This window comes from Candidatus Zymogenaceae bacterium (assembly GCA_016931225.1).
Classification (GTDB): domain Bacteria; phylum Desulfobacterota; class Zymogenia; order Zymogenales; family Zymogenaceae; genus JAFGFE01.
The window spans coordinates 175,474-189,324 of the sequence record JAFGFE010000014.1; the positions used below are offsets into that span (position 1 = coordinate 175,474).

A 13,851-nucleotide genomic window follows, 5' to 3' on the forward strand; every position below is an offset into this window, starting at 1 on the left:
ATGTCGGATCGACGCGGGAAACTGAAATACGTGGTGGTATTCGCCCTTGTATTCATGTTGGGGGTATCACTGGGGAAGGGACTTGATAACGTCCTGGCGTCATCGGATAGCATATACAGCGATCTGGAACTGTTTACAAACGCGCTGAATATTATTCGAGACAACTATGTGGATGACGTCGACACCCGTGAGGTCATCTACGGCGCCATTGAGGGCATGGTTTCTTCTTTGGACCCCCACAGCGCCTTTTTCAGGCCCGGTGACTACAAGGAGTTTATGGAAGACACCAAGGGAGCCTTCGGAGGTCTGGGTATCGAAATCTCTGTTGTCGATGGTGTGCTGACGATCATTGCACCCATAGAGGATACTCCCGCCTGGGAGGCGGGGTTGAAGGCGGGGGACAAGATCCTCTACATTGAGGGAGACTCCACCGAGGGCATGACGGCCTTCGATGCGGTGAAGCTGCTCAGGGGGCCCAAGGGAACCCAGGTGACCATCACCGTTCAGAGCGAGGGCGAGACGAAGATGCGGGATGTGACCATCACCCGGGATATCATCGAGATACAGAGCGTCAAGTATGAAATCTTCGATGACAACACCGCCTATATCAGGATAACGTCGTTTCAGGAGCGGACTGCGGTTGATCTAAGGGATGCCCTTGATGCCATCACCGACGAGACCAACGGGGACATCACCGGCATCATCCTGGACCTCAGGAACGATCCGGGGGGGCTCCTGTCCAAGTCGGTGGACGTCTCGGACATGTTTCTCAGCGAGGGGGTTATCGTCTCTATCAGGGGCAAAGACCCGACCAGCAACGCCATATTCAGCGCCCATCGTGAAGGGACCATTGCGGATCTGCCGATGGTGGTGCTGGTAAACGGCGGCAGCGCCAGCGCGTCGGAGATCGTTGCCGGCGCCCTCAAGGACAACGGCAGGGCGATTCTCATCGGCACCACGACCTTCGGCAAGGGGTCCGTCCAGACGATCATACCCATGAAGGACGGCTCCGGCCTGAAGATCACCACCGCGCTCTACTATACCCCCAGCGGCGCGTCCATCCATGAGATCGGCATTGAGCCGGATATCGAGGTGACGTTTCCCGCACCCGGGGAGGTTTCGGAAGAAGACGGTGAAGTCACAGATGAGACGGAATCCGAAGACGAGACCGCCGATGAGGAGTTCGTGGACGTACAGCTCGAGAAGGCCAAGGAGGTCATCGCCCACTGGAGTAAATACGAATATCTTCTGAAATAGGATCGATACACCACCGATTGCGTGAAGTGAATACATCCACGAGGTATGACGGAGGGATCGGGGAACACAGGTGACACACGACCGTTCACGTCGCAGGCCCGCCTCACGGCGCGGCCCGGCGTCTCGAAGCGGGCCTATCCGGCGTGGTTTAAAAAATACGGGCACGTCTTTGCATAAACCATCAGGGCGTGCCCATTTCATCATCTTCGCGATACTGGGCGTGGTGGTGTTGTGTCTCTGTGTCGCCATCGTGTTTCAGCTGAGCCGGGATCGAGTCGCCTGGCTTCCGGCCGCCCCCACGGCGCCTTCGACGACCGACTCCCCACAGGATGAGCGGACGGAGAGGATTCGTTCGATCAACGATGCGCTGGATGGCGTCTTGATCGATCGGGGGCTGGAAGACGGCCTCTTCAGCGATCGAAAGACCTGGCCCCGAGAGGAACGGGGTCTTGTATGGGTGGAGGTGCGGGACGAATACGGGGCGGACTCGCCCGTGGATGTTGATTCTCTCAGATCGGCCCTGGACGACGTCCTGGATGAGTGGGAGGGGGTTGCCCACGGGGAATACGAGGTGTTTCCCGAAGGGGGATTCATCCTGACGGTCACCGCGTATTCCGTGCCGGTCCGCCGTCTGACCGTGTTTCCCCCGGCGCCCGAGATTCCACGAGTCGCCATCATTATGGATGATATGGGCATGAGCGATCGGTACATTGACGATCTGCTCGCCCTGGATTTTCCTATCACGTGTGCGGTGCTGCCCGGGGAGTCCTGCTCGGTAGAAGTAGCCACCCTGGCCCACGACCGGGGGTGGGAGGTGATGCTTCACCAGCCGATGGAGCCGATACGCTACCCCGAGGTAAATCCGGGGGATCACGCGCTGTTTGTCTCGATGGACCGAGCGGAGATAGAGGCGTGTCTTGAGAGCTCCATCGAGTCGGTTCCCTTTATCAGCGGCGTCAACAATCACATGGGCTCCCTTTTTACCGGGGACGAGACCGGGATGAATGCCGTCCTGGACGTGTTGGAGCGACACGATCTCTATTTCGTCGATTCCCGAACCACACCCCGCACCGTCGCGTATACGATAGCCCTGGGAATGGGCATGCCGACGGCGGAGCGAAACGTTTTTCTGGATAATGATCGGGACGTGAAAAAAATCGAGAAAAATATCGAGATGTTACTGGAACTGGCGGTCGGAGAGGGATCGGCGGTGGCTATCTGTCACCCCTATGATGAGACGATAACGGCGCTGAAACGCATGGAAAAACGCCTGACCTCAGGTGATGTGATGGTTGTACCGGTGGGGGAGTTGATCCTGTATCGGGACACAGTGCAGTAGAGGAAACATAATAAGAAGAGGGGAGATATGGGTAATTTTCTTGATTTACTGGTGAAGGGCGGACCGCTCATGATTCCCATTGTGCTGTGCTCGGTTATCGCACTGGGAGTGTTTCTTGAGCGTGTGTTTTATCTGCGCCGCAGAAAAATCATCCCGCCCGAGCTGGTCATTCACGTGGAAGAACTGGTGAAAAAGGATAAGATCAACGACGTCTCGACGATTCTCAGACGGGATCGATCTCCGATGGCCCGGATATTCTACGCGGCGATAAAAAACTTCGGGAGAAAGAGGGATATCATCAAGGAGGCGGTGGAGGAGATCGGAAGCCAGGAGGCGGAGTTTCTTGAGAAGTATCTGGGTGTTCTTTCCGTCATCGCACAGATCAGCCCGCTTTTGGGCCTTTTGGGTACGGTTCAGGGTATGATCAAGGTCTTTACAAAGATCACGGAAATCGGCGTGGGCGATCCGACCCAGCTCGCAGACGGCATATCCGTGGCCCTGGTGACCACGGCGGCGGGTTTGACGGTTGCGATACCCACATTGATCGGATATCATTACCTGATGGGACGGGCCAACGATCTGATCTTCGAGATGCAGCAGTACAGCATCGGCCTGATCGACATCATCAAGGGGGAGGACTGAGATGAATTTCTCCCGAAAGACCCGGGGCAAAGAGCCTCCCGTGGTCAACCTCACCTCACTGATCGATGTGGTGCTTCTGCTCCTTATTTTCTTCATGATCTCCACCACCTTTATATTGTCCCCCGGCCTCAAGGTGGACCTCCCGGAGTCATCGGCGGAGGATATCACGCAGGAAGAGAAGGATATCATCGTTGTGGTCACGGTGGATGATGAGATATTCATCGGCGAGGATCGCATGGACGGCGAATCCCTCATGAAAAGACTTCGGGAATTCAAGGACGAAAATCCGGACTCGAACCTGATCATCCAGGCGGACGAGGGGGCGAGTCACGGCGCGGTGGTGGTGGTGATGGACAGCGCAAAACGCACCGGGTTCAGCATGCTTTCCATCGCCACCGTCAAGCATGCGGAGTGATTCAACGACGATCGTGCAATGTTGTATTCCCTCTGCGGCGCGGCCTGATAACGGCGGTTCATCAGAGGAGAAAGCAAGTTTTTCTTCGCCTGTTTTTTAAGGATTCGTACCCGTACCCACCGGGGGCCTCTCGCGACATATCGAGACAGCCCCCTTTTTCGGGCGTGTCGTGCACGGTCCTTTTTCAGTATGTCTTCAATATCCGGCCGGCGGAGTCATCTCCCGCGTGCCGGACACATCACTCTTTCATGACCAGCTCGCGGTTGCACCGCCTGCAGTATCGCTTGACCTCTTTTCTCTCGTTGAGGCGAAAGACATCGTCGATCACCTCGCAATCGGGGCAGAGGTCCCAGTTTCGAAACAGGACCGTCCCGTCGGTGGCCTTGATGTACTTGACCTGAGGGAAGTAGAACCAGAAGGTGTTTTTGCCGTGTCTCAGATCTTGACCTTCGCATACTTCGGCGAATAGAAATCCGCCCACGCCGACGGTAAACGCACCCTGGGGAAGGACGATGGCGCCGGTATCGACCTCGATCGAGCCGTCATGCTTCAGTTCGGGCGGTTGATTTCCCTCGGTCAGAATCAGCGTTATGCCCATTATGTATCTCTGTGCTCCAGAAAGTGAAAGAATTCGTGCAGTGCTATATCAAAAATAGACGAATACGTCAAGTGTCAAGTCGCAAAAAAACCGGAATTTCATGAATTTGAAATTCCGGTTTTTCATCCAACCATTGTGTCGTGCTCTTGCAGAATGTCGTCCCCGTTCGTGTTCGAGGAGTGTATCCCTCGTTATCGGGGGTGTTACAGCATCATGTCCCAGAACATCATGGGATCCATACGCTGGTCGTTTATGAGGATCTCATAATGCAGGTGCGGGCCTGTTGAAAGGCCGGTGCTCCCCATGAGTCCGATCAACTCACCCTTTTTTATCTTCTGTCCGTCAACGACCAGGGATTCTGACAGATGGGCATACAACGTTGAGACGGAGTTGTTGTGATCAATCACCACCGAAACGCCGTATCCGCTGGTCCAGCCGGTACGTGAGACAACGCCGTCGGCGGCGGCGAATATCTCATGGCCGGAGTTATTGGCGATGTCGATTCCGGAGTGGAATTCAATCCTGGAACAGTCAAACGGACACACCCGGTATCCGTAATGCGACATGATCGTGCCGCTGGTGGGGATACCGAATGGAAAGTTACACAGTGTTTCTTGATCGAGACGACAGAAATTCCTGACGACCGATGCATTGTAGTGGTTTCTTACGACCCGACTTGACGTCGTTTCGTAAAACCTTTTGGCACTGTCGTGAATGTCCTGGGAAAAAAGGGTGGTCGGAGCCGACAAGAGCAACAACAGCAACACACCGCTACATGCCACCAACCGCTTCATCAAGAATTCGCTCCTCCACATAGACCTGATCCAGCTCGTCACTGAGAGTGTTTGATGTACTGGTAATTTCAAGGAATTTCCTGAAACCGAGCACGACGAGATCGATATCGGTCTTGTGTTGTTCTTTTTCCCGCTCGTATGCGGCGATTTCCTCGTTCATAACGCGAATCTGCGCCAGCAGGTCTTCGTTTGTTCGAAAGGATGTTTCGAGTTCCAGTTCGAGTGCCAGTTTTTCCAGATCGTTTTCCATCTCGGCGCGCTCCTCCGCCAGGTACTTGTTGTAATCGCCCCTGGACTCGATCAGCGCGATGGTGATGGGCCGTGCCACCAAGAGGTAGATAAAGGTGATAAACAGAACGATGTGGAAATAGACAAAGACCTGAGGATGCTCTTTGCCGAATTGTCTGAGCCGTTCCCAGAGCTGCGACACGCGGGAATTTGCCTCGTTTTGTGTCATTCGCTCATCTCTCCATAAGGTTTTTGTGATTTCTGTGTGGTGTGATACCAGGAAGGTTTTCCAGCGATGTTTGTCATCGCCGCACTATGAAGGTGCCATGTACAGAATACCGGGCTTCCGGAACACACCAGATTCCAACGCTATTTCTTCAGCACCACATGCTGCCGTCCCGAGGCATGCGTGTTTCAGTTCGCATATTGGCCATGACGAGCCTGTGGTATCTGTAATGGTTCGTATGTTTATTTGCGGCCGGTTGATCGGCGTTCTCCAGATCTCCCCGTACGAATACTCCGTATCCCCGGGGGTAATTCCGAGACGTACCCTGGATGATTTTTGTGCTATAATTGTATAATTGTAAGTATGATACCCTAAAGATAGAATCTCTATAGAGATTAACTCTATTTTTTATCATATTTATCCTCTCAAGTCAAGCAGAAAGAAAATATTACCCATATTTGCTCAAAATGGAGAGAAAACCCTTTCCTAAGGTCGTATTTCGGGAATTACATGAGAAAAGCATCATTTCTGTTGGTTTTTTTTACTGTGTGTTGTTCCTATCCTTTGTTTGCCTGCGCCGCAGACGTGACTATATCTCCTATGGATGAAGTCATAAGCGAGCTGGGAACGATCTCCCGGGAGCGGGCCGAGCGGTGCAACAGCATCGCACTGCTTTTTGAACGGTTGGGGGCGACAAATGTGATTATCGAACCGGTCTCCACCGACGGTGAGCCGTCAGGCGGCTCTTCGGATTGTCCCGGCAACGTTATCGTCTCCCTGGAGGGAGGTGGCGAGGGGTGGCTGATTATCAGCGCCCACCTGGACAGCGCCGGTGAGGGTATGGGAGTGTTGGATAATTACAGCGGCATGCTGATGGCAGCGGCGCTCTATCGGGGCCTTTCTGACGAGGAACTGAATCATAATCTTCTCTTTGTGATTTTCGACCTTGAGGAGGCGGGGCTTTTAGGCTCCATCGATTTCGCCTGTAACAGCGATTGCCTGCCGAAAGAGATCCATGCGATGGTCAATCTGGAGTGTCTCGGGATGACCATGCCCCATCCCTGGCCTGAGGGGTCGTCGGATGTGCTGGAGGACATTTTTGTTGAGGTCGGCGGGCGGTTCGGGTACGACGCATCGCCGGGTTCGATCACCGGGGTCGCCGCGGATTCCCTGGTGTTTCTTGCCCTGGGGGTACCCGCGATCACTATAGACGGCGTGAACGAGTGCGATCTTGATATACTGGGAAGCGAACGGGACGTGCCGGAGGTGATCGACAACGATGTGCTCATGAACAGCTATCCGGTCATCGAGGAATATATCCGGGTTCTGGATGATCTTGCCTATCCATTGGATCCGGCCAACGTGCGATAGGAGAAGGCGGAATGTTTACCTGATGGTGAAAATACTCTCTTTTCCCGCCTTGACGGCCATCTTCGCCAGACGCTTGAGTGTCATGCCGTCACGGTAGTTGATCACCGCCAGGACCATCGGCAGGTTGACACCGCTGACAACCTCGATATGCCGCTTTTCCAGAAGCTCGTGGGCGAGCATGGCGGGGGTGCCTCCCACAATGTCCGTCAGCACCAGCACGCCGTCTCCCTGATCCACCTCGCCCGTAGCCAGGGACAAACCAAGCAGCATCTCTTCTTTCTCCATGCCGAGCTCTACGGAGAACACGTTTACCTGCTGTGGCGTTTCGCCCAGCATAAATGACGCCGTTTTAAAAATATTTTTCGCCATGTCAAGATGACAGGCGATGACTATGCCGACCATGGTACCGTCGTGTATTGAGTATCCAGTAATTATCTTGCAACATGCGGCCCGGGATCTTTTAAGGGACCGTTGTTGACGTATGTACCATTTTCCGCTGTATCGGGTCAATAGAAACATGAAAAAAACAGCGGCATTGAGAGTGAAACACCCCAAAAAAAACTCAAGGTGTCCGGTAGAGAAAAATACTTGACATACCATCGTTCCGTGCGATAGTGTTGACCGGCCGGTCAATAATCGGTTTTGTTTCTGACGGGCATTCTGTTTCGGATCGGACGCGCTCCGGAGAGAGAGAACGGGCGGTACCAGAGAGATAGTCCATACGGGGATACAGACTCTTTTTTTGAGGGGTAACAGACCGACAAGAAAACACTTAGACAAAAAGAGCGCCTCCGGTGTTCTCTGGAATGGGGGCCCGGTGCGTGTTTATATAAAACACTTTCATAAATGAACGTGTGGTATATTGTGACTCAGTCAAAAAACCTTGAACTCACCCAAAAACGCAAATCCCAGATACTCAGAGCCGCGTACGATATTATCGCTGAGCAGGGATACGAAAACATTACCGTTCAGGATATCGCCACCCGGGCTGGATTTTCCAAAGGGATAATATACTATTACTTTTCCAGTAAGGAAGATGTCATGGTATCCCTGTTTGATTCCATCATACGGGTTATCGACAGAAACTTCGCGTCGACTATACAGAACCACCCGGAACCCAAAGAGCAGATGGAACGGATTCTCCGTGTGAGTTTCGACCTGGTTCACGAACATAAGGAGTTTTATCACGTCATGATGGTTTTCTGGTCGCAGATCACCCAGAAAACCCTTATGAGCGATCTGAATGCAACCCTGTTTCGACGATACCGGCGGGAAATGGCGAAAATTGTCGAACGGGGAGTTGACAAGGGCGTGTTCCGGGCGAGGGTCGACGTGAATCTTCTGGCGTCCCTGATTATCGCCGTCATAGGCGGGGCGTCGCTCCAGTATATTTTTGATCCCGAAGCGTTCGATTTCAAGGTGATGGTGGATACGTCCGTCGCGGCTGTCATGAGTTTTTTAAATGCGTGAAGGCCCGACGACCCTCCATATGACAAATCGATTTCGTACCGGGAAACCGGGCACGCCGAAGCGATGTCGGAGGCGGTACGGGGACCGTGGAAGATATGGAACGTGTGCGTATTATAGGAGGTGTTCATGAAATATCCTGATATTGCATTCGACCCGTTTTTCATCTGGTTACATCGTCCCAGAATTATGTATTCGCCGGGACTGAGGGCCGAAATCGCCTACGAGATGGAACAGCTCGGGGGCACCCGGGCGGTGATCTACACAGACGCGGGGCTCGTCGATGCCGGTGTCGTCGATATGGTGACCGAGGAGATCAAAAAATCTGGCTTGGCCCTGGTCGGCGTGTTCGACGAGATCGTTCAGGACGCCCGCATAGACGTGGTCAACGAGGGGGTGGTGTTTTACAGAAAGAACGGGGCGGACTGCATGGTGGTAATCGGCGGCGGGAGCGTTATGGACACCGCGAAGGCGGTGAACATCATGATCGGCGAGGGGCATGACGACTTCGCCCCACTGGCCGATCAGGCGGCGCTGCATGACACCGCGAAGCTCCTTCCCCCACATATCGCATTCCCCACCACCGCCGGGACCGGCAGTGAAATCACCACCGGCATCGTGGTTCTGGACGTCCGGCAAAGGCAGAAGATCGCCGTGTCCCATCCCTACTGTAACTGCGATATCGCCATGCTGGACCCTGAACTGACCACAAAGCTGCCTCCACGGATCACCGCGTTCACCGGAATGGACGCCCTGACCCACGCCATCGAGGGGATGACGTCCACCGCCGCCGAACCCATCGGCGATGCCCTCTCTCTTCACGCGATCAAACTGATCTTCACGTACCTGCCGGCGGCGGTGAAGGAGCCGGAAAACATAGACGCCCGGGGACACATGCTTCTTGCCAGCACCATGGCCGGCATGGCTTTCAGCAATACCATGACCGGCGCCGTCCACGCCCTGGCCCACGCTCTTGGCGGCCGATACGGCATCCCCCACGGGCTGGCCAACGGCATGATGCTGCCCCATGTCATGGCGTTTAACGTGGAGGAGGTGCCGGAAAGATTCATGCTCATCGCTGACGCCATGGGATGTGACGTGGCGGGGATGGATCCGATTGATGCGGGAAAGCTCGCTGTGGAGGCGGTGCACGCGCTGAAAAAGGAGATCGGGCTGACCGATACCCTGAAAGATCACGGCGTGACGGACGACGGCGAAGACCTGAGCGCACTGGCGGAGCTGGCGGTGGGGGATTCCCAGATCAGCTACAACCCCCGGTACGTCGAGGAAGAAGACCTCCTGGAAATATATAAAGACGCCCTTTAGGGTGTCTAATAATATATACTATCATTACGGATCTCGGAGGTGGAGAACATGGAATTCTGGAAAAATGAAAATCAGCCAATCGAGGCGTTTCTAAAGATGTTTGACAAATGCATGGCGGATCCAGATCTGTCCAAAAGCCTTAAGAAGGTGAACCAGCTTATCCTGTTTGATTACACCCAGGACGGAGAAAACTGCGCCTTTTGGGTGGATGCCCGAGGCGGGAAGGTCACGTCCGGGCAGGGGCGGCCCGATGACGAGCCGGATCTCATCATGAGCCTTTCGGCGGACGACGCCCATCGCTCGTGGTCGAACAAGCTCAATCCGATCACCGCGATTACCAGGAAAAAAATCAAGGTGAAGGGGTCGGCGACGGGACTCCTGCGTTTAGCCCCCAAACTTAAAAAGGTCGCGGAATACTACAACGAGGTGCTGGATGAAATGGGCCTTGAGGACATAAAGGTCTAAATTAGATTAAGTCATATTGGACGGACCGAATGATTATCGATACGAATAGTGTACGCACTGTTCTTTCAGGGGCGGACAAAAAACCGCCCCTCTTTTTTTGCATACTGTGATGTCAGTCATACACAATATTCTCTTTTACTGTACACTGGGATACAGTGATCGAGCGAAGAGTGCAAAAGAGGCGTGAAGATATATAAATATGAGATTATTTTATTAGATTGTATTACAGGGAGGAAGATATGAAGACATATCGTATGGCATTATACGCCGTCGTGCTCACCCTGGGGATCGTTGGATTTTCACATTCGGCCGCAGCCCAGGTTCCTGATTCCTTCACCATCGCCTTTACCGACGGCTACCTCGTGGTCGATCCCACCAGCGGCGATATGCAGCTCGCCGGGGAGGGAATGGTGCTTTCATATGGGGAGGGCCTTGAAATGGTCCAACTCAAGCCGTTTCTGTATCATATCCGCCGCAGCAACTGGAGCGGATATTACTGGAAGGTGAACACCTCCCGGCGGGAGGCGTATCTGGTCACCGGGGGAGTATTCGGCCAGCTCGGCGGCACCGAGAAGCCCCTTGACGACGTCACGGTGGACGTGGTGGGCGGCGTCGGTGACACGGTGCCGGATCGGTTCTTCCTCAGGTTCAGAAAACTCAAATTGGTATACGCCCCCCCGAGCGACACACTCCAGATCATTTCGGAAAACACCGTGCTTTCATACGGGGATGACTGGGAGGTGGCGAAGCTGAAAGATTATCTCTATCACCTGAGACTGAAGACATGGAGCGACATATTTTTCAAGGTGAACACGTCCCGAAAGGAAATATGGAAGGTATCCGGCGGGGTGTTCGGCTCCCTGGGCGGATCTTCGGCCCCCATGAGTGCCGTGGTGCTGGTGAAAGGCGGGGAGGAAGAGGGGGAGGCGGATGTCGTCATGGAACCCGTGCCCATCCCTCTGGGCCCGATCATGTCGATACGGCCGGATGAGGACTGCATCTCGTTTGATCCTTCGCATGTGTCGGTGATAGAGGCGGGGGGAAGCTACAAGCTGGCAGAGGGCGACATGTGGATGGTTGATTTCGGAGATAATGCCGCGGAGGCGGACAAGGCTTTCCAGATCATCCGGCATTATTCCATGGACTCCCAGTGTTTTGTGGGCAGGCCCGACGCATCGCTGATGTACTGGACCGTGGGAGGGGGAGCGCCGGAAGGCGCCTATCCCGGCGAGGATTGTGTCGGCTTCGATCCCGACGCCGTTGAGGCGAAGTATATATCCGGAAGGTGGAAGGTCGTAGACGGCGATCACTGGCTGTTCGATTTTGACCAACAGGAAGATGAGGCGCGGTTGACCGTGGAGATCATCCGTTTTTACGGATTTGACAAATCATGCTTTGTGGGCAGGCCGAATGCCTCGTTTACGTACATGAGAAAGTAGTAAAAGCGCGATGTGGAAAGACGGACGGTGCCCGCACCGTCCGTCTTGTGATAAAGCCGATGGCGATTGAAAATCGTGTGTTATGACACATTTCAATACGATCCCGGGGGCGTGTCGTCCGAGAATTATTACGGTCTTTCGATGGAGGGAAACGGGCGGTGCGGGTTGGGAAGACTACTGAGTATGTTTTTTTCTTCCGGCCTTGATGACGGCCTGGGAGATTCCCTTGAGTGTTTCCATGACGTTTTCGCCGGTGATGGCGACGGACTGGAACTCCAGGTTGAATCTCGGATTGAGGGCCTTGCTGAGATCGTCGACACTGGAGATGTTTTGCAGGTCCCGTTTGTTGTACTGTATAACGGTGGGAAACGTCTCCGGGTTCTGTCCGTAATGTTGGAGGATTTCATCCAGGTCAGCACGGGAATAGAGGTTTTCGGTGAGCTTTGATGTCTGGGAGTCGGCCACGAACACCACGCCGTCGGCCCCGCGCATGACGAGCCGTCGGGTTTCTTCATATTTCACCTGTCCCGGCACGGTGTACAGTTCGAACCTCACCTTGATGGAGCCCCCCTTGAATCGGGTGGTGGTCGTCATGTCGAAAAAATCAAAAAAGAGCGTACGGTCCTCCTTCGTGTTGATGGACATGAACTGACCCTTCACCTGGGGATTGAGCTTGTTATAGATGGACTGCAGGTTTGTGGTTTTTCCGCCCTGGCTTGGACCGAAATAGACGATCTTCATGATCATCTCACGTTTGCTCCAATTGATTCGCATGAATGTAAGCACCTCCGATGACATTACGGCTCTTGCGAAGTATTAGTACACTATACAGTATGAGACTTTTTTTGTAAATAGATTTGTATCCTTGCTTTTTTCCTTTTGTTCCTGTACAAACAGGGACTTTATATATTGTTGATCGCTCAAGAGGGGTGCAGGTATCCCACAAGACGGATGGGAACTACTCATGGGCACGGTTTTCGTGATTTTTGTTTGACAATAATCACTCCTTTTCTATAATGAGACGTGTGGACACCGTTTTATTGCGGTGAGGCAACCATGCAGCGCGGTGAATATGTACAAAAAACGAGTTGACCGCTGCTGTTTTTGATACAATTGATGCCGTCAAGGAGCATTTTCATATGTGTGATATAGTTTCAGGGAAAGTACGCCCGTTTTTTATGATGATTGCAGCACTGGGCATCTTTTCCCTGGTGGGCTGTGATTCATCCCTGGTGCCGGACGCACCCAAACCGGTCGTGACGGTCTTCAACGGCTGTCAGGCGTACTGTTCCAAGGTGGGGGTGAACGGCCTGGCCCGGGGGGTCAATAAGAAGCTGGTGGAGAGCGGGTATATCGTCGCGGAACCGAAAAACCTGACTAATTACAAGGTGGTGACGGAAATCCTCTACAATCCCGCCGACGAAGAAGCCGCCAAGGAGATCAAAGAAATTATTGGAGTCGGGATGCTTCTTTCCCAAGAGGAAATGTCCTCCGGCGGGGTGCAGGTAATCCTGGGGATGGATTCAGTGATTCCCACATTTCCGACCCTCACCGTGGAACATTACATCCTGATTTTGAACTCCACGACAAAACAAGGTCTGGCCAAGGACATGAAGGTTGAGATAGACCACGGGCTGACCCGAAAATATCCGTTTTACACCCCGGACAATGCGGATCGATACTACTATGAAACGGTGGTATATTATCCTCCGGAGCTTGAGGATGTGGCGACGGAAGTGCACACAACGGTGGATGAGGGTGTGATGGAGCCGGTGGACATGCTCAAGGACGTTGTGGTGGTGCTGGGTCTCGAGTTTTCTCCACGGATGAGCAATCGCCTGGGACTGAATGAGGAAAAACCGGATGTGCGCATTGTCATCTCAAAAACCGATTTTACCCTGAGGGTGTATGATCTGATGACCGCAGAGCTTTTGGGTGAATATCCGGTGACCGTAGGAAAGAATCCCGACCTTGCCGATAAGAAGGAGGCGGGGGACAACCGTACGCCGGAGGGGACCTTCAAGATCGTTTCCATTGAGGACAGCTCCGCCTGGACCTATAACGGCGAGCTCGCCTACGGTCCCTGGTTTCTCCGGCTGGCAACGCCTCCCTGGACCGGCATCGGTATTCACGGCACCAGCGAGCCGGAGGCGCTGGGCTCACCCGGTTCCCGGGGGTGCATCCGGATGGATAACGACGATCTTTTGAAGCTTGTCACGATAGTGGACATTGGCACGGTGGTGGAGATCCGCCACTGATTGGGACATCCGGCCGTATCCTCGCG

The 13,851-nt window shown here is 53.8% G+C and carries 15 protein-coding genes; 10 read left to right on the forward strand and 5 right to left on the reverse strand.

Going from position 1 to position 13,851, the window contains the following annotated elements; genetic code table 11:
- From JW885_06280 to JW885_06295, 4 genes are all read left to right on the forward strand, one after another.
- A complete protein-coding gene (locus JW885_06280; protein ID MBN1881763.1) occupies positions 1 to 1,257 on the forward strand; it encodes a S41 family peptidase in 1,257 nt (418 codons plus the stop codon).
- 169 nt (positions 1,258 to 1,426) lie between these two features.
- Positions 1,427 to 2,596: a divergent polysaccharide deacetylase family protein gene (locus tag JW885_06285; protein MBN1881764.1), complete on the forward strand. Its 1,170-nt coding sequence runs from the start codon at positions 1,427 to 1,429 to the stop codon at positions 2,594 to 2,596.
- Between the two features lie 27 nt (positions 2,597 to 2,623).
- Complete coding sequence (locus JW885_06290; protein MBN1881765.1) at positions 2,624 to 3,238, forward strand: MotA/TolQ/ExbB proton channel family protein; 615 nt, start codon at positions 2,624 to 2,626, stop codon at positions 3,236 to 3,238.
- 1 nt (position 3,239) lies between these two features.
- Positions 3,240 to 3,653 (forward strand): biopolymer transporter ExbD, encoded by a 414-nt coding sequence (locus tag JW885_06295; protein ID MBN1881766.1) that lies wholly within the window; start codon positions 3,240 to 3,242, stop codon positions 3,651 to 3,653.
- Positions 3,654 to 3,891: 238 nt separating this feature from the next.
- Here the strand turns inward: JW885_06295 and JW885_06300 are convergent, their stop codons facing one another.
- The 3 genes from JW885_06300 to JW885_06310 form a co-directional block, all read right to left on the reverse strand.
- Positions 3,892 to 4,251 carry a hypothetical protein gene (locus tag JW885_06300; GenBank protein MBN1881767.1) on the reverse strand — a complete coding sequence of 120 codons (360 nt, stop codon included), beginning with the start codon at positions 4,249 to 4,251 and terminating at the stop codon, positions 3,892 to 3,894.
- A 203-nt stretch (positions 4,252 to 4,454) separates the two neighbouring features.
- The gene (locus JW885_06305; protein MBN1881768.1) at positions 4,455 to 5,045 is read right to left on the reverse strand and encodes a M23 family metallopeptidase; all 591 of its coding nucleotides are present in this window, start codon (positions 5,043 to 5,045) and stop codon (positions 4,455 to 4,457) included.
- On the reverse strand, positions 5,023 to 5,502 hold the full coding sequence (locus tag JW885_06310; protein ID MBN1881769.1) for a hypothetical protein: 480 nt from the start codon (positions 5,500 to 5,502) through the stop codon (positions 5,023 to 5,025). The genes JW885_06305 and JW885_06310 overlap by 23 nt, the downstream gene beginning before the upstream one ends.
- 597 nt (positions 5,503 to 6,099) lie before the next feature.
- Between JW885_06310 and JW885_06315 the strand changes: the two genes are divergently transcribed.
- Positions 6,100 to 6,870, forward strand: coding sequence for a M28 family peptidase (locus tag JW885_06315; protein ID MBN1881770.1), 771 nt, complete (start codon positions 6,100 to 6,102; stop codon positions 6,868 to 6,870).
- 15 nt (positions 6,871 to 6,885) lie between these two features.
- Here the strand turns inward: JW885_06315 and JW885_06320 are convergent, their stop codons facing one another.
- The gene (locus JW885_06320; protein ID MBN1881771.1) at positions 6,886 to 7,272 is read right to left on the reverse strand and encodes a PTS mannose transporter subunit IIC; all 387 of its coding nucleotides are present in this window, start codon (positions 7,270 to 7,272) and stop codon (positions 6,886 to 6,888) included.
- 462 nt (positions 7,273 to 7,734) lie between these two features.
- Here JW885_06320 and JW885_06325 point away from each other — a divergent pair, with 462 nt between their 5' ends.
- The 4 genes from JW885_06325 to JW885_06340 all read left to right on the forward strand — a co-directional run bounded on the left by JW885_06325 (position 7,735) and on the right by JW885_06340 (position 11,567).
- Positions 7,735 to 8,340, forward strand: coding sequence for a TetR/AcrR family transcriptional regulator (locus JW885_06325; GenBank protein ID MBN1881772.1), 606 nt, complete (start codon positions 7,735 to 7,737; stop codon positions 8,338 to 8,340).
- Between the two features lie 126 nt (positions 8,341 to 8,466).
- Positions 8,467 to 9,663, forward strand: coding sequence for an iron-containing alcohol dehydrogenase (locus JW885_06330; protein MBN1881773.1), 1,197 nt, complete (start codon positions 8,467 to 8,469; stop codon positions 9,661 to 9,663).
- A 48-nt stretch (positions 9,664 to 9,711) separates the two neighbouring features.
- The gene (locus JW885_06335) at positions 9,712 to 10,128 is read left to right on the forward strand and encodes an SCP2 sterol-binding domain-containing protein (protein MBN1881774.1); all 417 of its coding nucleotides are present in this window, start codon (positions 9,712 to 9,714) and stop codon (positions 10,126 to 10,128) included.
- A gap of 239 nt (positions 10,129 to 10,367) precedes the next feature.
- Positions 10,368 to 11,567: a hypothetical protein gene (locus JW885_06340; protein ID MBN1881775.1), complete on the forward strand. Its 1,200-nt coding sequence runs from the start codon at positions 10,368 to 10,370 to the stop codon at positions 11,565 to 11,567.
- A 174-nt stretch (positions 11,568 to 11,741) separates the two neighbouring features.
- On the opposite strand, the gene JW885_06345 is transcribed toward JW885_06340, so the two are convergent.
- Complete coding sequence (locus JW885_06345; GenBank protein ID MBN1881776.1) at positions 11,742 to 12,365, reverse strand: gliding-motility protein MglA; 624 nt, start codon at positions 12,363 to 12,365, stop codon at positions 11,742 to 11,744.
- Positions 12,366 to 12,745: 380 nt separating this feature from the next.
- Between JW885_06345 and JW885_06350 the strand changes: the two genes are divergently transcribed.
- Entirely contained in the window at positions 12,746 to 13,825 is a 1,080-nt protein-coding gene (locus tag JW885_06350; protein ID MBN1881777.1) for a L,D-transpeptidase family protein, read from the forward strand.
- The last annotated feature ends 26 nt before the right edge of the window (positions 13,826 to 13,851 follow it).